The 20,457-nt window shown below is 34.2% G+C and carries 23 protein-coding genes and 3 pseudogenes; 18 read left to right on the plus strand and 8 right to left on the minus strand.

What is annotated here, in order from left to right; genetic code table 11:
• The first annotated feature begins 61 nt into the window (after positions 1-61).
• The gene (locus AABM58_RS07170) at positions 62-961 is read left to right on the plus strand and encodes an OTU domain-containing protein (protein WP_338406783.1); all 900 of its coding nucleotides are present in this window, start codon (positions 62-64) and stop codon (positions 959-961) included.
• An 82-nt stretch (positions 962-1,043) separates the two neighbouring features.
• A complete protein-coding gene (locus tag AABM58_RS07175; RefSeq protein WP_338406784.1) occupies positions 1,044-2,219 on the plus strand; it encodes a CCA tRNA nucleotidyltransferase in 1,176 nt (391 codons plus the stop codon).
• Here the strand turns inward: AABM58_RS07175 and AABM58_RS07180 are convergent.
• From AABM58_RS07180 to AABM58_RS07190, 3 genes are all read right to left on the minus strand, one after another.
• Positions 2,216-4,414: a hypothetical protein gene (locus AABM58_RS07180; protein ID WP_338406785.1), complete on the minus strand. Its 2,199-nt coding sequence runs from the start codon at positions 4,412-4,414 to the stop codon at positions 2,216-2,218. The genes AABM58_RS07175 and AABM58_RS07180 overlap by 4 nt on opposite strands.
• A 39-nt stretch (positions 4,415-4,453) precedes the next feature.
• Positions 4,454-4,894, minus strand: a complete 441-nt coding sequence (locus AABM58_RS07185; protein WP_338406786.1) for an HK97 family phage prohead protease — start codon at positions 4,892-4,894, stop codon at positions 4,454-4,456.
• Positions 4,895-5,115: 221 nt separating this feature from the next.
• Positions 5,116-5,253 (minus strand): hypothetical protein, encoded by a 138-nt coding sequence (locus AABM58_RS07190; RefSeq protein WP_338406787.1) that lies wholly within the window; start codon positions 5,251-5,253, stop codon positions 5,116-5,118.
• A 538-nt stretch (positions 5,254-5,791) separates the two neighbouring features.
• On the opposite strand from AABM58_RS07190, the gene AABM58_RS07195 reads away from it, so the two are divergent.
• Together AABM58_RS07195 and tatC are read left to right on the plus strand one after the other, a co-directional pair.
• Complete coding sequence (locus tag AABM58_RS07195) at positions 5,792-6,889, plus strand: type I glyceraldehyde-3-phosphate dehydrogenase (RefSeq protein ID WP_338406788.1); 1,098 nt, start codon at positions 5,792-5,794, stop codon at positions 6,887-6,889.
• Positions 6,886-7,647 carry a twin-arginine translocase subunit TatC gene (gene tatC / locus AABM58_RS07200; protein ID WP_338406789.1) on the plus strand — a complete coding sequence of 254 codons (762 nt, stop codon included), beginning with the start codon at positions 6,886-6,888 and terminating at the stop codon, positions 7,645-7,647. Before AABM58_RS07195 ends, tatC begins: the two co-directional genes overlap by 4 nt.
• 53 nt (positions 7,648-7,700) lie before the next feature.
• Here the strand turns inward: tatC and AABM58_RS07205 are convergent, their stop codons facing one another.
• Positions 7,701-8,156, minus strand: coding sequence for an arginine repressor (locus AABM58_RS07205; protein WP_338406790.1), 456 nt, complete (start codon positions 8,154-8,156; stop codon positions 7,701-7,703).
• A gap of 125 nt (positions 8,157-8,281) precedes the next feature.
• Here AABM58_RS07205 and AABM58_RS07210 point away from each other — a divergent pair, with 125 nt between their 5' ends.
• The 3 genes from AABM58_RS07210 to AABM58_RS07220 are packed head-to-tail and all read left to right on the plus strand — an operon-like array spanning position 8,282 to position 10,285.
• The gene (locus tag AABM58_RS07210; protein WP_338406791.1) at positions 8,282-9,013 is read left to right on the plus strand and encodes a substrate-binding periplasmic protein; all 732 of its coding nucleotides are present in this window, start codon (positions 8,282-8,284) and stop codon (positions 9,011-9,013) included.
• Positions 9,013-9,660 carry an amino acid ABC transporter permease gene (locus AABM58_RS07215; protein WP_338406792.1) on the plus strand — a complete coding sequence of 216 codons (648 nt, stop codon included), beginning with the start codon at positions 9,013-9,015 and terminating at the stop codon, positions 9,658-9,660. The genes AABM58_RS07210 and AABM58_RS07215 overlap by 1 nt, the downstream gene beginning before the upstream one ends.
• Positions 9,644-10,285, plus strand: coding sequence for an amino acid ABC transporter ATP-binding protein (locus AABM58_RS07220; RefSeq protein ID WP_338406793.1), 642 nt, complete (start codon positions 9,644-9,646; stop codon positions 10,283-10,285). Before AABM58_RS07215 ends, AABM58_RS07220 begins: the two co-directional genes overlap by 17 nt.
• 474 nt (positions 10,286-10,759) lie before the next feature.
• On the opposite strand, the gene AABM58_RS07225 is transcribed toward AABM58_RS07220, so the two are convergent.
• The 3 genes and pseudogenes from AABM58_RS07225 to AABM58_RS07235 form a co-directional block, all read right to left on the minus strand.
• Positions 10,760-11,032, minus strand: a complete 273-nt coding sequence (locus AABM58_RS07225) for a hypothetical protein (RefSeq protein ID WP_338406794.1) — start codon at positions 11,030-11,032, stop codon at positions 10,760-10,762.
• Positions 11,033-11,225: 193 nt separating this feature from the next.
• Positions 11,226-12,128 (minus strand): hypothetical protein, encoded by a 903-nt coding sequence (locus AABM58_RS07230; RefSeq protein ID WP_338406795.1) that lies wholly within the window; start codon positions 12,126-12,128, stop codon positions 11,226-11,228.
• A gap of 343 nt (positions 12,129-12,471) precedes the next feature.
• Positions 12,472-13,298: pseudogene (locus AABM58_RS07235) on the minus strand (IS5 family transposase).
• 46 nt (positions 13,299-13,344) lie between these two features.
• Between AABM58_RS07235 and AABM58_RS07240 the strand changes: the two are divergent.
• A pseudogene (locus AABM58_RS07240) lies at positions 13,345-13,606 on the plus strand (IS4-like element ISWosp8 family transposase); the annotation flags it as partial.
• Between the two features lie 184 nt (positions 13,607-13,790).
• Positions 13,791-14,617, plus strand: a pseudogene (locus tag AABM58_RS07245) (IS5 family transposase).
• Here the strand turns inward: AABM58_RS07245 and AABM58_RS07250 are convergent.
• A complete protein-coding gene (locus tag AABM58_RS07250; protein ID WP_338406796.1) occupies positions 14,574-15,185 on the minus strand; it encodes a hypothetical protein in 612 nt (203 codons plus the stop codon). The pseudogene AABM58_RS07245 and the gene AABM58_RS07250 sit on opposite strands and share 44 nt — an antisense overlap.
• Positions 15,186-15,348: 163 nt before the next feature.
• On the opposite strand from AABM58_RS07250, the gene AABM58_RS07255 reads away from it, so the two are divergent.
• The 9 genes from AABM58_RS07255 to AABM58_RS07295 all read left to right on the plus strand — a co-directional run bounded on the left by AABM58_RS07255 (position 15,349) and on the right by AABM58_RS07295 (position 20,393).
• Positions 15,349-15,558 carry a DUF6290 family protein gene (locus AABM58_RS07255; RefSeq protein ID WP_250296703.1) on the plus strand — a complete coding sequence of 70 codons (210 nt, stop codon included), beginning with the start codon at positions 15,349-15,351 and terminating at the stop codon, positions 15,556-15,558.
• Complete coding sequence (locus AABM58_RS07260) at positions 15,539-15,823, plus strand: type II toxin-antitoxin system RelE family toxin (protein ID WP_338406797.1); 285 nt, start codon at positions 15,539-15,541, stop codon at positions 15,821-15,823. Before AABM58_RS07255 ends, AABM58_RS07260 begins: the two co-directional genes overlap by 20 nt.
• 118 nt (positions 15,824-15,941) lie before the next feature.
• On the plus strand, positions 15,942-16,178 hold the full coding sequence (locus AABM58_RS07265) for a hypothetical protein (protein ID WP_338406798.1): 237 nt from the start codon (positions 15,942-15,944) through the stop codon (positions 16,176-16,178).
• Positions 16,154-16,453: a type II toxin-antitoxin system RelE family toxin gene (locus AABM58_RS07270; protein WP_338406799.1), complete on the plus strand. Its 300-nt coding sequence runs from the start codon at positions 16,154-16,156 to the stop codon at positions 16,451-16,453. Before AABM58_RS07265 ends, AABM58_RS07270 begins: the two co-directional genes overlap by 25 nt.
• A gap of 163 nt (positions 16,454-16,616) precedes the next feature.
• Entirely contained in the window at positions 16,617-16,853 is a 237-nt protein-coding gene (locus AABM58_RS07275; RefSeq protein WP_253301976.1) for a hypothetical protein, read from the plus strand.
• Positions 16,854-16,860: 7 nt separating this feature from the next.
• Positions 16,861-17,145, plus strand: coding sequence for a type II toxin-antitoxin system RelE family toxin (locus tag AABM58_RS07280; protein ID WP_338406800.1), 285 nt, complete (start codon positions 16,861-16,863; stop codon positions 17,143-17,145).
• Between the two features lie 212 nt (positions 17,146-17,357).
• Positions 17,358-18,245, plus strand: coding sequence for a replicative DNA helicase (locus AABM58_RS07285; RefSeq protein WP_338406801.1), 888 nt, complete (start codon positions 17,358-17,360; stop codon positions 18,243-18,245).
• A 57-nt stretch (positions 18,246-18,302) separates the two neighbouring features.
• Positions 18,303-19,094 (plus strand): Rpn family recombination-promoting nuclease/putative transposase, encoded by a 792-nt coding sequence (locus AABM58_RS07290; protein WP_338406802.1) that lies wholly within the window; start codon positions 18,303-18,305, stop codon positions 19,092-19,094.
• Positions 19,095-19,277: 183 nt separating this feature from the next.
• A complete protein-coding gene (locus AABM58_RS07295) occupies positions 19,278-20,393 on the plus strand; it encodes a hypothetical protein (protein ID WP_338406803.1) in 1,116 nt (371 codons plus the stop codon).
• The last annotated feature ends 64 nt before the right edge of the window (positions 20,394-20,457 follow it).

Genomic DNA, 20,457 nt, shown 5'->3' on the forward strand with positions numbered 1-20,457 from the left:
TTCTGCTATACTTAATTAGTTACAATCTTGTTGGTATATAGCTTAAATTAAGGTAAAAACTATGACTACAGCTAAGAAACGGAAACTACCAAGTGATTTTTACAATGTTGAGAGTGAAGTAACTTCTTTAAATAGTCCTGACAATTTCCATGTAGGACAAGCAATTGGTAATGGAAGCTGCTTTTTTGACTCGTTCAGACAAAGTCTAGAACAACAGACAGGAGAGCAAGTTACTATCGAAAAATTAAGAAATGATTGTAAAGAATTTGCGCAAAAGAATCCACCAAAGTGGTTTACAAATGCAATTGTCAATAGTCATGATAACAATGGCCAGCACCGTAGTGAAACTGTAGATGATTATACAGCAGACATTATGCGTAACAGTAGGTGGGGTGATCCTGACGTTGAAGGCAGAATACTTTGTGAAAAGTATAAGGTAAAGCTACATGTTATAGAGAACCAGACTGTTGATAACCAAGATCTGTCTTTGCATGAATTAATAGACAATTCAGGTTCAAAAAGTGCAGGTGAATACAATAAAGTTGATTATGATGATAGTAGTATTGTGCATATAATAAACAAAGGCGGATTGCATTTCGAACCATTGCTTGATAGAAATAAAAGTTTAGCAAAACAACTGCAAGAGGAAACCAAACTTAAACAAGAGCAAGAACAAGAAGATTTCCTATTAGCAAAAAAACTGCAGCTAGACGAGATCTTAGAATATTGTAACCTTTCAAAGGATATCTCTGAGAGAGCAGAGGTTGAGAAGAGATTTGATGAGTTATTGGCAGAAAATGCTGATGGAAAAATTGGTGATGTTGTAGGGCAGTGCGTTAGTGAGATAAAGCAGCGCATAGAGTGCTCTGAAGAGCAAAACCCTTCAAGTTTACCAAGATGTAGTATGGAGGAATCAAGAACAGAAAAAACATTTCATCAACAACAAATACCTGCACAGTAAATTTTCATAGCTCTATATATTTTTATATAGGGCTTTTGCAAGCATTTCATATAATATGAACTTGCAGTATGTACTAACCTAAATGCAAGTTGACCGTGAAACTAGTTTAATCATTGATGTCATAGAGAAATTTGGTGGTGAGGCTAGGCTTGTAGGTGGATGCGTAAGGGATTCGATTTTGCAGCGCGATGTTCACGACATCGATTTAGCTACTAATTTGCTTCCCAATCAAACGATTAAAGCGCTAAAACTCTGTAATATAAAAACTATTCCAACTGGCTTAAAACATGGAACTATCACTGCGGTTCTAAATCAAAGATCTTTTGAGATCACAACACTAAGGCATGATGTAAAATGTGATGGTAGGCATGCAAAAGTAGAATTTACCAATAATTGGCAAGCGGATGCTTCAAGGCGCGACTTTACATTTAATGCTCTGTATGCAGATAAGCATGGCCATATATATGATTACTTTGGTGGTATAGAGGACTTAAAGGCGCGAAGGTTAAACTTTATAGGCAACGCTGAAGATAGAATTAAAGAAGACTATCTACGTATTTTAAGAGCGTTTCGTTTTCATGCAAAAATATGTGTCGGAGATTTGAGTGATGAAATACTAAGCGTATGCAAAAAGCATTCGCATATGATTCAAAACCTCTCTGGAGAGAGAATAAGAGATGAAATATTTAAATTGCTAGAGTGCAATGATCCTTTTCCAACACTTAAGAGCATGCAAGAATCTGATGTGTTACAAAAAATTATTCCAAAAGAAGTCAAATGCGAAATTTTGTCTTCGTCACTTCTTTTGGGCACTGATGTGCTAGTAAAATTAGCGTTACTCCTTAGGACCACTAAAAAAAATGACAGGCTAAGTCTTGGAGAATATGTAAGCAAATTTTTACGTCTTTCGAACAAGCAAAAGAAAAAGCTGCTATTTTTACTATCCAACGATATCAAAACAGAACTTTCAGAAAAAGAGCAAAAAAAATACATATCTTTGTTTGGTAGAGAACTATATTGTGATTTAGTGAAAATTTGTGGTGTTGAGTCTGGAGAAAATGTTGATAAATACATTTCATTTGCTAATACATTCAATATTCCAAAATTTCCTTTATCTGGCGATGATTTAATAAGTATAGGTCACCAGCCAGGAAAAAATTTAGGTAGGAGCTTGGAGTTGCTAAAACAACATTGGGAAGATAGCTCCTACACTTTAACAAAAGAGGAGCTGGTGCTTTATGTTAAGAGCCTACTCTAACTTGCTTTCCGACTGTTCAATGAATGTATGCTTGCAGTATTAGTGTAACTCATCGAGGAATTAGGTATATGTTCTTTTTTAGCTTTTTCTGTTAATTGGTATTCGTTTACTCCTCCTTGAGTTTGATTACACATTCCCTGATCTGTAGATAAAAATTTATCTCTTATGCTTGATGTCAGTTGTAACTCTTGAATCTTATCTGAAAAAAATCTCATTCTAGCTTCTACTAGCTCTTCCACAACAATTTCTTTAAGTAATTCTCCTGAGTCGTTATTATTATTATTCTTGCTATTAAAGCTGTGCAAGATAGAGTCTACAATCTTATTTACCCCTTCTTCTTGTTTGTTAAATTCTAATTTTTTTATGCATTTTCTAACAGAAGGTGATAACTTGGCTTTTAACGTGCCATCTCGTAGTTCTTTTATATTTTTTTCAATGCAATGTTTATTGACAACTTCTTTAACCTTAGCTTCTATGATCTCCCTTGCGGATTGTTTCAAATCACTTTCTAATAATTCAAGCAGCTTACTGCTTTCAAATTTGCCATCATCTTGATTTGATAGAGATTTTATGGTTTCATCAAGCACGTTATGGCAAAAGTGCTTTTCTTTAAATTCAGGAAAACCTTTTTTTAACTCCTCGTTTTTCCTAGATAAAAAGTTATTGAGACCCTTATCCCTAGAAAGCTTATTGGGCAAGTTTCGTAATTTTGAAAGGGTTGATTTACTAGAGCCTGTAGTTGATTTTACAGTAGATACTGTGCTTACCAAACTCACTGCATCTGGCTTGTGAGCTTTTGTTTGTTCTTGTGATTTTTTAGTTTCTCCATCAATATCTTCTAACCTTTTATCAACACCCTTTAACTTTTCTTCCAACTTTTGTTGTTCTTGATTATTTAACAGTTGTTGTTGCATTATTTTTAATTGTTCTTCCATGTTTTCTTTTTCTCCCTGTAGTTTCTTAATATCAGCTTTTGATTGATCTTCTGCTTGCTTCCGTTCCTTTTGTAACTGCTCTATCAACTTCTCTTGTTCTGCAATCTTTCCTCTGGTTTCTTGTAACTCTTCATCTGATTCTTTCTTTAATCCTGCCTTTAGTCTTTCTATTAAGTCAACTTTTTTTCCCTGTAGTTGTTGCTCTTGATTATCTAGTGGTAGTTGCTGCGCTAACAATTCCATCACGCTCAAAGAAGTTTTATTTAAGATATCACCTATTCCAGCTAACTCCCATTCTTTAATTTCTTCTAATGTCCGTACTTGTTCTTGCAACCTAGCAACCTCATTTTCTGAGCTCTTTTTCTCTACTTTAGCAGTGCTTAATTGACTGCTTAAATCTTTCAATTTACCTTCTAAATCAATCTTTTCTTTCTCTAATTGTTGCTTAGATTCCTGAGTGCTTTTCAATTGTATTCTCAATTCCTCCATTCCAGCTAATTGATCATTCAATCTGTCTATATCTGATTTCTGCCTTCCTATTTCATGATCTAAATTCCCAACTTTGCCTTCTAATTCTGCATTTTTTTCTTGAGCTTGCTTTAATTCACCTGCTAGCTTGCTAATTTCTTCTGCCTTTTCCTGAAATAATACACTAGAAGTACTATCCAGTACAGATTCTGAATTTGTTAAAATATCAATAAATTTTTGTACCTTCTCTTTAAGAACTTCACTTTCCTGAGCAATCAAATTTTGTTCATTAAGAATTCCCTTACATCCATCTTTAACGGTACTTATTAACTGATCATGCGTACTACTTATGCCCTGTGCTCCGAACTTGTCCATAAGCTTCTTTAGATCAGCGTCAAGGTGCTCATGTTCTTTTTCAATTCTACCCACCTCCAATAAAATGCCATCTATTTTTTCTACAGTACTATCACTTTCTGGCAACACTGTAAAATTCTCTAAATATTCTTCATCTTCTTGAACCTCTCCATCCTTACTTACTATTTCACTCTGGCTCTCTTTTACTGCAACTCCAGGTTTTAAATCAATTTGAGCACTTTCATCTGTTGTTTTAAGACCATCAGTATGACTTCCAGTAGCTTTATCGTAATATAGAATATTTTCCGCCCATTTGTTCCATTTCTTTGGTAGTATTCGTCCAATCGTTTTTAAGTACAACCAAGCAAACACAGTAGACCAACTGTATTTTTGTTTAACATTAATTTCATAATTAACCTTATTATTAATATTTGACATAAAATTACCTTGTTTTTTAACTTTAATTTACAGAAAATTTTAAACCTGAGCAGCTAAGTTTGCAGGAAAAGTGACCAAACTAACTTCCCATAATTCCACTTGTTTTAACACTCTAGCTCCGCTTTTATGATCAACATCATACTCTATAGGTATATAGCCGATGGAAAGTCCGTTAATTGCCCCAGTTTTGAGCATCAAATACACTTCTTCTGCTTTCTGAATACCCAAAAGTAAATGTGCAATTATATATAGACCAACATCATTTTCATAAATATCCATGATACTACCTATAGGTTCGTCAGGATTATGCTGCCAAAGGAGTTTTATTTTATTTCTGTTTAAATTTTCCTTAAATGCCCCAGGCAATATCAGATCATTTTGTTTATCAACTATATTAAAAACGCTAGCATAACCAGAAAATACACCGTTTTCTCCTATGCTTTTTATTGACAATGGTGAATAGAGAAATTTCTTATTCATAAGGCCTCCTGTAGTATTGGGAATTCTGTTTGCACAATGCACTGCAATGTCAAATTTATTATATGCAGTTCTCTAAAAAGGGGAAGTATTTTTTTTAGTTACTAAAAACGCTAACTGGAATCCAGATTGGACACTGGGTTATAAAATTCTACGTTATACCACCGCGGTATCTCTAGATCCCGCTAACACGTAGCGGGATGACAATTGTCAGGCCAGCGCCCCTATGATGTCATCCCAGTGCCTCCTTCTCCTGTCATCCGAGTAGCCCCTTTTTTGTCATCCCAGTGCGTGACACTGGGATGACACCCTCCTAGTAGAAACGCTTTTGTAATTGCAACATTCGTGCAATCTTTAGCCATAAATATTAAGAAATTTACCAAACGAAAAAAAGGCAAAAGAAGCCCCGGTTAATATCTATTTTAGAACATTGGCGTTTTTTAAGTCTTAAACACTGCAATTTAGCTGCTTTTAAATGCAACTCACCTTAGTTTGAATGTTTAAGAAATTTACTAAGCAGAAAAAAAGGCAAAAGAAACCCCGTGTTAGCTAGTTGTCACTCTCTAATCCTGCAAATTGGCGTACTATACTGTCTTAAACGACTTATAAGCGCGTTTCAGCTTGTGTAGGTAAAAACCTAGAAATATTGTGAAGACATAAGGTGCACATAGTGCAAAAAATTAAAAATAAGACGCCAACTACGTTGTTTTCTTGCTGTTTAATCTGCACAGATGAAGATAACTGAATACCTTCAGTTTTATGATAAGGGAGCTGGGGGAGTTTGTAAAGCAATTTTTTAGCCCTGTCTCCTTGCTATAATGTTCATATCGATAGAAAAGCAAAAGAATAGAATGAAATATCAAGTGATATCCTCTATAATTAAATTTTTTGAATGAAGAGATGACGATTCGTGTAGGAATTAATGGCCTTGGTAGAATAGGCAGAGGCGTATTGCGTGCTATTTATGAAATAGAAAAGTATAGTGAGCAAATAGAAGTTGTAGCTATCAATGGATCGCTCAGTGCAAAGCAGCATGCACATTTGATTAAATATGATTCTATTCATGGCAAATTCAGTGGTGATATTGATTTTAATGAGTCTCAAAATTGGCTATCCATAAATGGCAGAAAGTTTTCTTTGTATAGAGAACGGAGCCCTGAAAATATTCCTTGGAATGTTGATGTAATACTTGAATGTACTGGTGCATTCAACAAACGTGAAGAAGCAATAAGGCACAATGCAGAGAAAGTAATTGTCTCTGCTCCAGTTCCGGATGCTGATGTCACTATAGTTTATGGTGTGAATAACGATATGCTCGAAAAAGAGCATAAAGTGATATCAGCAGGTTCTTGCACTACAAATTGCCTTGCTCCGATTGTGAAAGTCCTACATTCTAGTTTAGGCATAAAAAGCGGTTTTATGACTACTATACATGCCTACACGAATGATCAAAATGTTCTTGATGGTAATCATAAAGATTTGCGTAGAGCAAGAGCTTGCGGATTATCTATGGTGCCAACTACAACCGGGGCAGCAAAAACAATTGGTTCTGTCATTCCTGAATTAAAAGGAAAGCTAGATGGCACTGCCGTCAGAGTTCCGGTTAGCAATGTTTCTATGGTTGATTTTACATTTACGACTGATAAGAAAGCGACCGTTGAAGAAATCAATGAAATATTTAAGGATGCAGCTCTCTCCTCTACGTCATTCCAGCGCGTGACGCTGGAATCTAATTTCTGGATCCCAGTGTCAGCTACTCGGATGACATCAGAGGGTACTAGGATGACAGAGGGTTATCCAATGTCAAATGTACTTTCTATATGCGAGGAACCTTTAGTCTCAATAGATTTTGTGCATAACCCTTATAGTGCAATTGTGGATTTAACTGGTACATATGTTATAGGTGATATATGCAGGGTTGCAGCGTGGTACGACAACGAATGGGCTTTTTCACTGAGAATGTTAGATATAGCATTATTGAGCCATAGTAAAGTATGAATGAAAACTCGAACAAATATGCCTCATTTTATGAGCACTTTGCGGAACTCAGAAAAAGAGTTATCTTTTGCTTTCTATTTTTTTGCGTTGCTTTTGGTTTTTGTTATTACTTTAAGGAAAATATATACCGTTTTTTACTCGCACCTTTAATAGAAGCAACAAAAGATAGCAAAGGTTTTTCTTTAATTTACACAGACTTAACAGAGGCATTTTTTGTGTATCTTAGAGTTGCAATGATGAGTGCACTTTTGCTCTCTTTTCCTGTGTTTGCATGGCAATTCTATATGTTCTTAGCACCTGGGTTATATAAAAGTGAAAGGGCAGTGTTGTTGCCATACTTAATTGCAACACCGGTTTTATTTGTAACGGGAGCTACTGTAGTCTATTACTATATATTTCCTTTAGCCTGGAAGTTTTTTATCAACTTCGAACACAGTGGTAAATCCTTCGATATACCGATAGAGTTTATGCCATCAGTTAGCGAATATTTAGACCTTGTTCTCCAATTTATGTTTGCATTTGGCACTGCATTTCAAATTCCAGTCATACTCACATTAATGGTGAGAGTTGGGCTACTGACTGCACAAAGTTTGTCAAATAAACGTAGAATTGCAATAGTGGTAATTTTTATTATTGCTGCAATCTTAACTCCACCTGATGTATTAAGCCAAGTAGGGCTTGCAATACCTATGCTGATTCTATATGAATTGTCCATTCTGATATGTAGGTATATTGAAAAAAAGAAGACAAAGATTTAAACAAAGAAATCCCTCTTATCTCCTTTATATCACATTTTTAACTTACAACATTCTTATTCAGGACTTAAATATGGAAATGTTTCATAAATTGATTGTAATACTTTGTTAAGTTCAGTCTTACTTTTGATGATCAATAATACTGTATCATCACCTGCTATAGTTCCTATAATTCCTATGTTTTTGCTATTATTTAATGAATAAATAACATATTTCTGATCTAGAAAGTAAGCCAGACTGCTAGCTTGTCCTGGTTGGGTATGTAGTACTATTAAACCAAAATCCGAAATTTGCATATTAAGTATCAATGGTAATTGATACTGGTTGATATCGATTACTTTATATACACCAGCAACTTTGGCAATTTTAAGTTTTTTTAATTTTCTTGATAAAGTAGCCTGAGGAATATTATGCCCTCTTTCTTTAAGCAAAGTCTGTAAATCGCTCTGCTCTAAAATTTCGTGATTTTGAATAATATTTAAAATATGTTCACCTAGTGTGTTGTCATGCATTATGCATTTTCCTCATATTGAATATGTAATAAGTATATTTGAAATTATATTCATTATTCCTTGACCATTCAATTTTTAATGTCTATACTCATAAGATGAATAAAATATGAATATAAATTAGTAATATGAAAAAATATATTTTAAATGCTATTATAGTGATAAGTATTCTATTAACAGGATGCAAGGAAGATAAACACGATAATATCATTAGATTTGCAATTTCTGCAGATTATCCACCTTTTGAATATTATGAAAATGGTAAATTTACTGGCTTTGACATTGAGCTTGCTCAATTAGTAGCAAAAGAGTTAGGTAAAGAAGCAATGTTTAAAGATATGCAGTTTAGTACTATATTTGCAGCATTACAAAGTAATTCTGTAGATGCTGCTATATCTACTATTGGTAGTACAGCAGAGCGTGAAAAAAATTTTGATTTTTCAAATAGTTATTATACAGGGGAATTTGGTATTCTATATCACAAAAATAAACCCATAGCTGGTATAAACAATTTAACTCACGAGAAGATAGCCGTTCAACTAGGAACTGTCATGGAAATTTGGCTAAAAGAGCATGTTCCTACAGCTCAAGTTATTGCTGTGGACAATAATAATCAAGCTGTAGAAGCATTGAAGTCTGGTCATGTTGATGGCGTCCTAATTGATGAATTCCAAGGTAAAGTATTTAGCAAAAAAAATCCTGGTCTATCATGGTCAGCCATCGCTAAGTCAGATAATGGTTATTCTATTGCTGTGAATAAAGGATCTGATTTAAAGGATAAAATAAACGAGGCGTTAAAAAGTTTAGAAAGTAAAGGTGTAATACAAAAGATAGCAGAAAAATGGCTAGGAGATAACTGATGCAAGAATTAATTTCTAATTTCTTGTTTGTTGGAACAGGCCTTGCCTTTACTTTAAAATTATTGATTGGAGGACTGCTTTTAGGTGTGAGTCTAGGGGGATTATTGTCAGTACTCAGATATAATAAGATCTGTATTCCATTAATTAATGGAATTATATCTGTAATACGTGGCACCCCCCTTATATTACAGTTAAGTATTGTTTATTTTATGACTCCAACCATTGCAGGAATTAAATTAAACATATTTAGTGCTGGCATTATAGCATTTGGTCTAAATAGCTGTGCTTATATTGCTGAGATTTTACGAGCTGGTATTGAAACTATATCAAAAAACCAGTTTGAAGCAGCTAAAACTTTACAAATACCTAGTTTCTATATGTGGAGAGATATTATATTACCACAAGTTATTAAAAATATTCTTCCTGCAATGATAAATGAGATCATTGCACTCCTTAAAGAAACGGCATTAATCTCTACTATTGGTGGTGTTGATATTATGCGCTCTGCGCAAATGCTTGCAGCAGAACAATTTACTTATTTTATACCACTTTGTCTTGCTGGGGCTTATTATTACGCTCTTGTATTACTAATTGAATATATAGGCAAAAAGATTGAACAGAAAGGTATATATGATAAAAATGCATAATATTTGTAAATTATTTAATAATATTCCAGTACTTAATAATATTAACCTGATTATAGAACAATCTATAGTTGGTCTTGCTGGTCCTTCTGGTAGTGGTAAATCAACATTGTTACGTTGTATACAAAAACTCGAAGTTTTAGATTCTGGTAGCATTGAATGCGATGATAGTACTGGATTTGTATTTCAGGATTTTCAACTTTTCCCACATATGACTGTCTGGGAAAATCTTACATACGCTCCCAAGCTTAAAAATAAAACTCAGGATCAAAGTTATTCACTACTTGAGTCTTTGGGTATTGCCTCTAAAAAAAATGATTACCCTAGTAATCTATCCGGTGGGCAAAAACAGCGGGTTGCGCTTGCCAGAAGTTTAATGATGAATCCAAAGATTCTATTATGCGATGAGCCAACGTCTGGTTTAGATGTAGCAACAATAGTCGACATTGTGGAACTACTACAATCAGTTAGAGATATGGGTATTACTATGATTATCGCTTCTCACAATTTGGATTTTTTAACGAAAATATCAGATCGGATTATTCTGTTAAAAAATGGAAAAATAATTGTAGATATCAATCCTAAAGAAATTGATGAACCAACAAACTATTTAAAAAGTAATTATTAAAAGAGAATCACTCACATCATACTGAGAGCTATAACAGATCTTAGTATCGAAAATTACATAATGTATATTATGGAAAATACAAGAAACACCATCTCTCAGCAGAAGATAACACCATTTTTGCTTCTTTCAGACAGCAACTCATTGAACCCCCATAGTACTTTAGAAAATATTAAAGTAATACTTTAAAAGTATCACTTTAACAGCACTTAAATTTTTAACCTTTAGCTCCAATGCAACCCTTTATTTGTCTTTTTTTTAAAAATATTAAGATCTTTATCAATTAGGTAAGTTTTTCTACGAATATTCTAATCCAATCATACTCTTTTTGATGTCTTTTTTGGTCTTTTTCAGAGTTATCCACAGTTTTTTTGCTCTCAATTATATATATATTAGTATTTGGAGATCATATTTATTATAGATCTCCAAAGTACTCATAACGCGTAAACTATGTATTCCACTGGGTTATCAACCAAGTTATTCACATAATACTGCCTGAGCAACACTCGCTACTTTGTTTGAGTCTGGTTCATCTAGTTTATTACTAGGTTCTAATATTGCATATGTAATAACGCCAGCAATGATTCCAACTGCTAGCGCAGCAGCTACAGCAATGCCAACTATAGCTAATACTGATACCCTTAACTTCATCTCGCGTAAGTGGTTCGCCGTATTTCGCTTCATTATCAAAAGCTTTGGCAAAATCACTGGTAAAATCTTCGATAAAACACTTAACTTTATTAAGTTCATCTTGTGTAAATTGCTTGCTTTTTATTTTACTATGAAAACTTTGAATAAAATTCATAACTTCATCATAAAATAACAGCGTATAAAAATACTGTCGTCCTTCTGTTAAACTAAACATATAATTATCTCCATAAGTACTTAACTCAAGTATTACATATTTTATGTAAAAAATCAAATACAAAAAGTCTTATCAGTACTAATCACACACATTCAAACAAGAAAAAGGGGCTTTTGCTCGAACAGAAACGCTGTTTACAGCGTCATTCTTCAATACTGCAGGATTATACATATCTTCAGGACAAGCTATTCCTAGACGGTTTTTTTCAGGAAACCAGATGATAAATTCACTTAAGACATCAGCTATATCATCGGTAAATTCAGTTTCAGTATGTATTTTTTCAAATTCATCAAATATTAAATAATGAAAATTTTGTTCCGCTTTCTCAAGAAAGATGTGACCTTGCTCTACAAACTGACTACAAGATTGAAACACTTCCATCTTTGATCTAGTTCTTCTTGAGCCTAAAATCAATGTATTTGGCAGTAGCGTTCGTAAATCTGCTATAACTTTAAACCCTATACCATGTTCCTCCACTACTATGGCATGTAATCTCTGTTCGTATTTTCTCAAAAACTCATGAATATCATGTTCAACCGTAGCAGGATCGAGCTTTGCTGCCAGTAAGTCTACCCATACTCCGCACCGTTTTGGTTCATATGAAAAGTCACTCTTCATAAAAAACGGCTGAAATACTCCCACCGCTGTTCTATCTAGTGTTTTTATTGAACCGCTATTTAGATCTATAAATGCTACCAGATCTTTTTCACCAATTCTTTTATAAGCAAAATCAATCTTCTTAAAATATTTCTCATTAAATATTCGCCATTTTGGCTCTGGTGGATCCTGCATATATTGCGACTGATAAACATAAGGCTCTGCTTTTTCCTTGATCCTAAGTTCCTGCATTGGCAGTCTGTTTTCATCAATACTCGTGCCATCTTCAAGTACTGCAGGTATTATGATCTTCTCAAACTGTCGCTCTGATTTTTTCTCTAAATAACCAAATATGTCATAAACACTGATTCTTTGACCAATCACTAAAAACGGCGTATCAGCAGTATTACGCCTTGAAGTTATGCATTGTTCAAACTTTTGACAGGCACTGATGAGCGATACCCGACTATAAGCGCAACTAGCATCGTGTAAATCATCAAGGATAATGCAACCACCGTATTTCCGACCTTCATCAAAATCAAGAGAACTATCCCCAGCTCCTGTACCTGTGACGTGCCCTGATATTGAAAAACCATTAACAAAACCTCCTTCTTTAGTTCTAATTACTCGCGTACTTCTGCGACCAACTCTCTTTAAATGTGGAAAAACCAGGCGGTAAAATGAAGACTCAAGTACAATATGTAGTTCATTAGACTTCTTTCAAAATTCATGTATGGAGCTCAAAATTGTGAATTGCAGCAATCAAATTAAACCTTAAACCAAAACGTTTTCGTCGGTTTCTATACCTGTCCGAGATGATTTTAAACCTTTTCAATAAGCCAATTACGTTTTCAACAATTGCCCTTTGGCTCATAAGTGCCCTGTTCTCTTTTTTTTGTTCTTTGCTTAACGGATTCTTTTTCATTTTCCTGTGCGGTAATACAACATTTTTGTGTATCTTCTGCATTCCCCTGTAGCCGGCATCAGCTAAGATTTTGGTGTCCGGTAATATTGCTACCTTTGATTCTCTAAACATCCGAAAATCGTGTTTTCTACCATTCGAGAAAGATGTGCATATGACTTTTTTACTCTTCTTCTCTGTTACTATTTGTGTTTTTATAGTATGCCTTTTTTTCTTTCCAGAGTAGAAGGGCTTTTGCTTTTTTTTGGTCTCTCTACTGGCGTTTCAGTTCCGTCTATTACTAAAACTTCATATTCTACATCACTCTTTAATAGCTCTTTTTTTCCTGGTAATGCAAAATCTGGATGTTTTATTAATATGTCTTCTACCTATCTTATTATTTTAAAACTGTTACTTTCACTCATGCCATAGCTTTGCCCAATATGAAAATATGTACGATATTCTCTTATATATTCCAGTGCCATAAGTAGCCTGTCTTCTATGCAAAGTTTACTTTTTCTTCCACTTCTAGCTTTTTTTCTTTTATCCTCCACTTCTAGAATTTCTACCATTCGCTCAAATGTTGCTTTTTTTACCCCTGTTAAACGTCGAAACTTTTCTCCTTCTAACTTTTCTATTTCCTTATATTTCATGCTTTCAAATACTTCATCTTACACTCCCTCTAACAATTTTGAAAGAAGTCTATTGTCGCTTCATATGTGTGATGCACAAGGGCCTTGGAATCCAGATCAAATTGCTGAGTATCGTTTAAATTTTTCAGTTTTATTTGGTGTAATGAGGCAGAAACTCTATCAGGTACTTATTGGAAATTGTTCGCCAAAAAACTTTCAAGCCCTTTTTGATAGAGCAAGTATACGCGCTAAAGTTAAAATCCGACCAGGACAGCCGCGATAAGGTAGATAAGCCCAAACGCCATCATGTCTTTAGGAGAGTTTGCTAATGGAGGCTCTTAAGTTGACGCCATTGTCCGTTCAGCTAAGCGGTGTGAGAGACGATACCGTTCACAGATTTTCACTTAATTCTTCAATCTCACTAATAGAAAGGCCAGTAAACTTGACAATAGTGTTGACATTAGACTTCTTTCAAAATTGTTAGAGGGAGTGTAAGATGAAGTATTTGAAAGCATGAAATATAAGGAAATAGAAAAGTTAGAAGGAGAAAAGTTTCGACGTTTAACAGGGGTAAAAAAAGCAACATTTGAGCGAATGGTAGAAATTCTAGAAGTGGAGGATAAAAGAAAAAAAGCTAGAAGTGGAAGAAAAAGTAAACTTTGCATAGAAGACAGGCTACTTATGGCACTGGAATATATAAGAGAATATCGTACATATTTTCATATTGGGCAAAGCTATGGCATGAGTGAAAGTAACAGTTTTAAAATAATAAGATAGGTAGAAGACATATTAATAAAACATCCAGATTTTGCATTACCAGGAAAAAAAGAGCTATTAAAGAGTGATGTAGAATATGAAGTTTTAGTAATAGACGGAACTGAAACGCCAGTAGAGAGACCAAAAAAAAGCAAAAGCCCTTCTACTCTGGAAAGAAAAAAAGGCATACTATAAAAACACAAATAGTAACAGAGAAGAAGAGTAAAAAAGTCATATGCACATCTTTCTCGAATGGTAGAAAACACGATTTTCGGATGTTTAGAGAATCAAAGGTAGCAATATTACCGGACACCAAAATCTTAGCTGATGCCGGCTACAGGGGAATGCAGAAGATACACAAAAATGTTGTATTACCGCACAGGAAAATGAAAAAGAATCCGTTAAGCAAAGAACAAAAAAAAGAGAACAGGGCACTTATGAGCCAAAGGGCAATTGTTGAAAACGTAATTGGCTTATTGAAAAGGTTTAAAATCATCTCGGACAGGTATAGAAACCGACGAAAACGTTTTGGTTTAAGGTTTAATTTGATTGCTGCAATTCACAATTTTGAGCTCCATACATGAATTTTGAAAGAAGTCTATTGATTTCTTTGATGAAAATCCTATCTACATCAGTTCTATCCTGTGAGTCGGCATAAGGTCTTAAAAACTGCCATGAAAGCCCAGCAATTGGCAGTTGCGAAAAGTTAGGCAAAACATAACCAGCCCCCTGCCCTCTATCATCAATTTGCAGACCAATATTGAACTGACCATCAATAAATAAGTTATCAGAAAGCACTGCAGTAACCGGATCAGCTCTCTGCTGCTCTTGAAAATATGGCAAATCCTGAAAGATGAGTTCTGGAGCTACAGCATTACCGTAACGGCACTTCAGTTCTACGGTGTAACGATCTTCAGGATCATCAACATCAACAAAATAATACAACTTATGAGGCAAGGCACCATTTTCATCAAGCTGCAGCGGATTTGGTGCTGGTACGGTATTTCCCTCTTGGTTTTTATAGTAGGCGTGGCGTAAAGTAGTTGGACTTCTTTTATCATAAAAATACATCCAGTACCCGCTAGCTGGCATAACATCTTTATTCTTAATGATATCCTGCAATACTATGCTTAGTATTAACTTTTGTGTCATTTCTCCCTAACATCAGCAAAAGCCAGTTCTAGTATATGCCAAATTATTAATAGCTTATTAACACAGGTGCACAAAATTCTTTTTACACATCATCAACTTTCTTTATTGAAAAATTCAGAAAAATGTTGTAAAATTGTTACAGTAGTAGAATTTGGTAAAATGTATGGCAAATTCAGGCGTTAACATTAGTGAAAAAGTTTTAAAAGATCTTGCTCGTCTAGCTAAAGTAAAAAACCAATCAGTTCAAGAGCTAGCAGAGCAGTTTATACAAGAAGCAATTGAAAATGAAGAAGATATGGCGATAGCCAAACTCGCTGTTCAACGCGACACTCGAAATGCAAAATTCATTAGGCATGAAGACATCAACTGGTGATAATTACTTAATCTGTTATGAGGAAAATGTAGTTCATAAAGATATTTCAAACCTTCCTAAGACAATATGGTCAAGGATAAAAGAAATTGTAAAAGAGCGCCTTACACTTTCTCCTGAGAAGGCAGGGGATCCCTTGCTTGGTGAATTCAAAGGACACCGTAGAATACGAACAGGTGATTACCGCTTGATCTATCGAGTAATTAAATCAGAACGTATAGTAATAATTACTGCAATAGAGCATAGAGAATACATTTACGGAAATTAAAACATTCTATAAACATTAATATATTTTTATACACCACTCCTTCCTTATCCATTTTCCTTATTGAAAAATTAAAAACAATGCTGTACAATTGTTACAGTATTAGAATTTGGTAAGACATATGGCAGATCTAGGCATTAACATAGCTCTTGATTCAGAAACTTCAAAGCACCTTGCTAAATTATCTGAATTTACTAAACAGCCCGTTCAAGAGTTAGCAGGAAAACTATTTAGAGAAGCAATAGATCGTGAAATGGAGGACTTTTTACTATCTGTGGTTGCTAATGAGTACGACGTTGACGGTGCAGAGACAGTTAGAAGCGAGGATGTAGATTGGAATACGCTATTGTCTTCTTAAAAAACGTCCTTAAGAAAAATATTCCTGACCTTCCAAAAACGATAAGGTCAAGAGTTGTAGATGCAATACATGATCGGCTTACAGTCGATCCATTGAATCTTGGTGAACCCTTACATCACAGCTTTAAAGGGCATAGAAGACTAAGAGTTAGTGATTATCGTATTGTATACCATGTAAACACTGTGAAATATGAAGTAACTATCGTTGCAATAGGACATAGGGACACTATTTATGAAGAAGCTTTGAAGATAATTAATACATATACTCTTCAGTAAATCCTACCTTCCTTTTTTATCAAGTTACATAAGTAAATTATACAGAAAACTATAAAGATTGTATATATTTTTATACACCACTCCTTCCTGATCCATTTTCCTTATTGGAAAATTCAGAAAAATGTTGTATAATTGTTACAGTAGTAGAACTTTGGTAAAACATATGGCTGATTCAAAAGTTGTTATAACTCTTAACTCAAAAGCTCTTCACAATCTCACCCAGTTAGCTGTATTCAATAAAGAGTCCGTTGAAAAACTAGCAAAAAGGTTAGTCATAGATGGAATCGAGTGTGAAATTGAAAATATCGCACTTTCCAAAATCATCAAGGAAACTGATTCTCCTGATGCAAAGATGGTTAAAAGCGGGGATGTAGACTGGGATACACTATTATCTGCATAAATAAATTGTGAAATATGAGGTTGACTACCCAGAAAAAATTTTTAAGAGAGATTTTCGTCCCTTATCGCCAGAAATAAGAAAAAAAATAAAAAAACTCATAGAAAATGAAATTGCAGCTAATCCATTCAAGGTTGGTAAACCGCTAAGTGGTAATTTGAAAGGATATAGAAGCTTCAGAACTAAAGATTGTTGTGTTGTGTACCGTATAAACATTGCAGAACATAAAATAATTCCTGCTTCGGTAGGATATAGAAAGGATGTTTATGATAAGATACCATTGGATTTACTGTAGTAAACATTAAATATATTTTTATACACCACTCCTTCCTGATCCATTCTCTACCTTAGGTGGCTTCGCTCAGCTCAAAAAAAACTCATTTTTTTGGTTACCCCCCTATAAATTATATACTATATTATATTTTATATATAATATAGTATATAATTAGGGGAGAGGCGACGAAAACAAGATTTAGAGTTTGAGGAGCCTCCGGTTCAAGGTAGAGAATGGATCAGGAAGGAGTGGTCAGGGTCGACCAAATGCCACATGTTGATGAAGACATCAAACCAATCATTGATTATTTTGAAGCTTATAAAAGCTACATCAATAAACTACTTGCAAACAACAATGAAATAGAAGGAGTAACAACAGGAATACCCAGGCTTGACACCATAACTGGTGGCTTAAAAGAAGGAGAATTAACTGTACTTGCAGCTCGCACTTCAATTGGCAAGACTTCAATAGCACTACATATGGCTCTGCAAGCTGCAAAATTGCTGAAAAATCAAGAATATGTCTGCTTTTTCTCACTTGAAATGTCAGCAAATCAGTTAATCAATAGAATGATCAGTATTGAAGTAAATGAGACAATAAACAATATTATCAAGAAACAAAACACAGAACTTTTACATAAAGGGATAAATCAAATAGTTTTTTTAAATATTCTTGTCGATAATTCAGGAAATATGGATTTAAATATCCTAAAGAAAAAAATCTCATCAATTTGCGGAAAATATAAAATGAAGTGCATATATATTGACTACTTACAGCTACTCAGAGGATCAAGAATAACCGAAAATAGAACTCTTGAAGTAACAGAAATCAGTAGAACTTTAAAAAATATAGCAAAAGACTTTAATGTTCCTATTGTAGCATTATCACAAATAAGCCGCAAGGTAGAAGACAGACAAAATAAAAGACCACAATTGGCAGACCTACGCGAATCAGGAAGCATTGAACAAGATGCTGATCTAGTGTTATTACTCTACAGAGAAAATTATTATAAGGCTGATTCTAATAACGACTTAGAGATAAATGTGGCAAAAAACCGTAGTGGATCAACCGGAAAGGTTACAGTATCATACCTGGTTGATACGGGGAGAATATTAAGTTGAAAAATCGCGGAAAATAGTGTATACTATTAATGCTTTTGAAGTGAATTTCTTATAGCTTTGTCAAAATTTCTAGATCCAAAAAACAATTACGCGTTCAAGCGTATCTTTGGCACTGAGAAAAATAAGGATATTCTCATTCATTTTCTCAATGATATTTTAGGTCGCACTGGTGAAGCTAAAATAGAGGATGTAGCTTTTCTAAGTCCTATTCAAGACCCTGAAATTGCTGCTAAAAAGGAAAGTATTGTTGATGTATTGTGTAGAGATTCCACAGGTGTTCGATTCATTTGCGAGATGCAAGTTGCTAGAACAAGTGGTTTTGAAAAACGTGTACAATTCTATGCTTCTAAAGCTTATTCAAGCCAAGCTGGCGTAGGTGACCAATACCAAAACCTTAAAGAAGTTATCTTCATTGCTATCACTGATTTTATTCTATTTCCTCATAAATCAGACTACAAATCCGATCATGTTATTCTTGATAAGGTTACTTACGAACATGACCTGAAGGACTTTAGTTTTACTTTCATAGAGCTACCGAAATTTCCAAAAACAAAAGAAGATCAATTAGAAAACATAGTCGAAAAGTGGTGCTATTTTTTTAAGTATGCAAGTGAAACTAGTGAAAAGGATCTAAGAAAAATAGTGGGAAGTGATGTAATTATCGGTAAAGCTATGATGAGTTGGTTGGATATAATTGGACCGAGGAAGAACAGGCTATGTATGAATGGACTAAGAAAAACGAGGATGATAATGTATCTTGCCTCAAACAAAGTAGAATGGAAGGAAAAATCGAAGGAAAAATTGAAGTGGCAGAAAACCTACTTAAAGCTGGGATATCTGTCGACTTAATAGCTGAATCCACCGGTCTTCCAATCGACGAGATCGAAAAACTAAAGTCAAAAAAATCTTAGGTTCTACTTTACACACTAACTAATTTATAGTAGAACTGTCCTTTATGCCTTAAAAAGCATAATCAACCTATTAGAAACAAACCTATGCAAGAACAGAAGGGATTAATTTTTCTTTGTTGTTGTGATTTCAATATTTCAGAAAAAACCGCGTAAAGCGCAATCTTACACTTTACACGGTAAAAATTTTCTTGTAGACTCCTGCTGCGAAACAAATTCTACACGCCCTATGCAAGACAGAGCAATAATAGAATATCAGAACGAAAAGAGTAGTCAAGAGAAAAATACAAGAAAAAACTTGACTTCTTATTATCGTATATCCCATAACTTCAATATACGTGGTAGCTCTCACGTAATTAATACCAATAGCAAACATGTCAGGGCACAAATCAACTCTAGAAGAAGAATAAAAGCGCGAGAAAAATCCGTTGAGTTCAGTAGTGCAGTTAGAACTTTTTATACTGATACTTATCTTACTTCTCATGAATTGCTGCAAGTTATCAAAAACAAGGAAGTAAAGGAGTTTAAAAATGGTATCTCTGCTCAATTAAGAGGACATAGCACCTATGTTTCAGAACCTTTTAATCCGCATAAAGCAAAGAAAATTTATGCCAACCAAGCACAAAAAGAAGCGACAGAATATTTTATGGAGTTAATGACCGATAAATTTTACAGTTTTAAAAGGTCAAAAATTACGGACTTAGTTCCTATCAGAGAAAATGTTATAAGAAAAGTTTTTGAAAAGTTCCAAGATCACCCTAAAATTAAGGCAATAATGGTCTACATCAGAAACCTATGGATAACTTACGATAAACATTTGTACAATATTGAAGGTATGAAAGAAAGGGTTGATCATCATATTAACCTTATCATTAAAAACACTAGTCAAGAAAAGATCGAAAAACTACTGGTATTAGGAGCAACACCCCATGAAGTGTATTGCACCCTAAGAAAAATTCAGGGAGCTAATCTTTACCGTATAGGTATTTTAGCAACTCGTGGCGGCTACCTTCTTAAAGTATACATTGAAAAAAGGGTGAAGGGATCATTAAAGTGCTACTTTAACAATTTTAAAGTTGAAATGTATAATATAGGTGTAACCACTGGAAAAGGTTTCTTTCTCATTGTACGGAGGCACCTCCCCTTCCTCTTTAACGAAAAATACAGAAATACCTATCGTAATTTGCGTTTATGGAAAGCAAGATTATGCTACCTACATAATGTATATTATATAAAATAAAATCACATAACATAAGAAGCAACGCTAAAAATAAAATTACATAATAAAGAGCTATTTCAGCAAA

Origin of the sequence: Wolbachia endosymbiont (group A) of Longitarsus flavicornis (assembly GCF_963931955.1) — a bacterium.
Classification (GTDB): Bacteria; Pseudomonadota; Alphaproteobacteria; order Rickettsiales; family Anaplasmataceae; genus Wolbachia.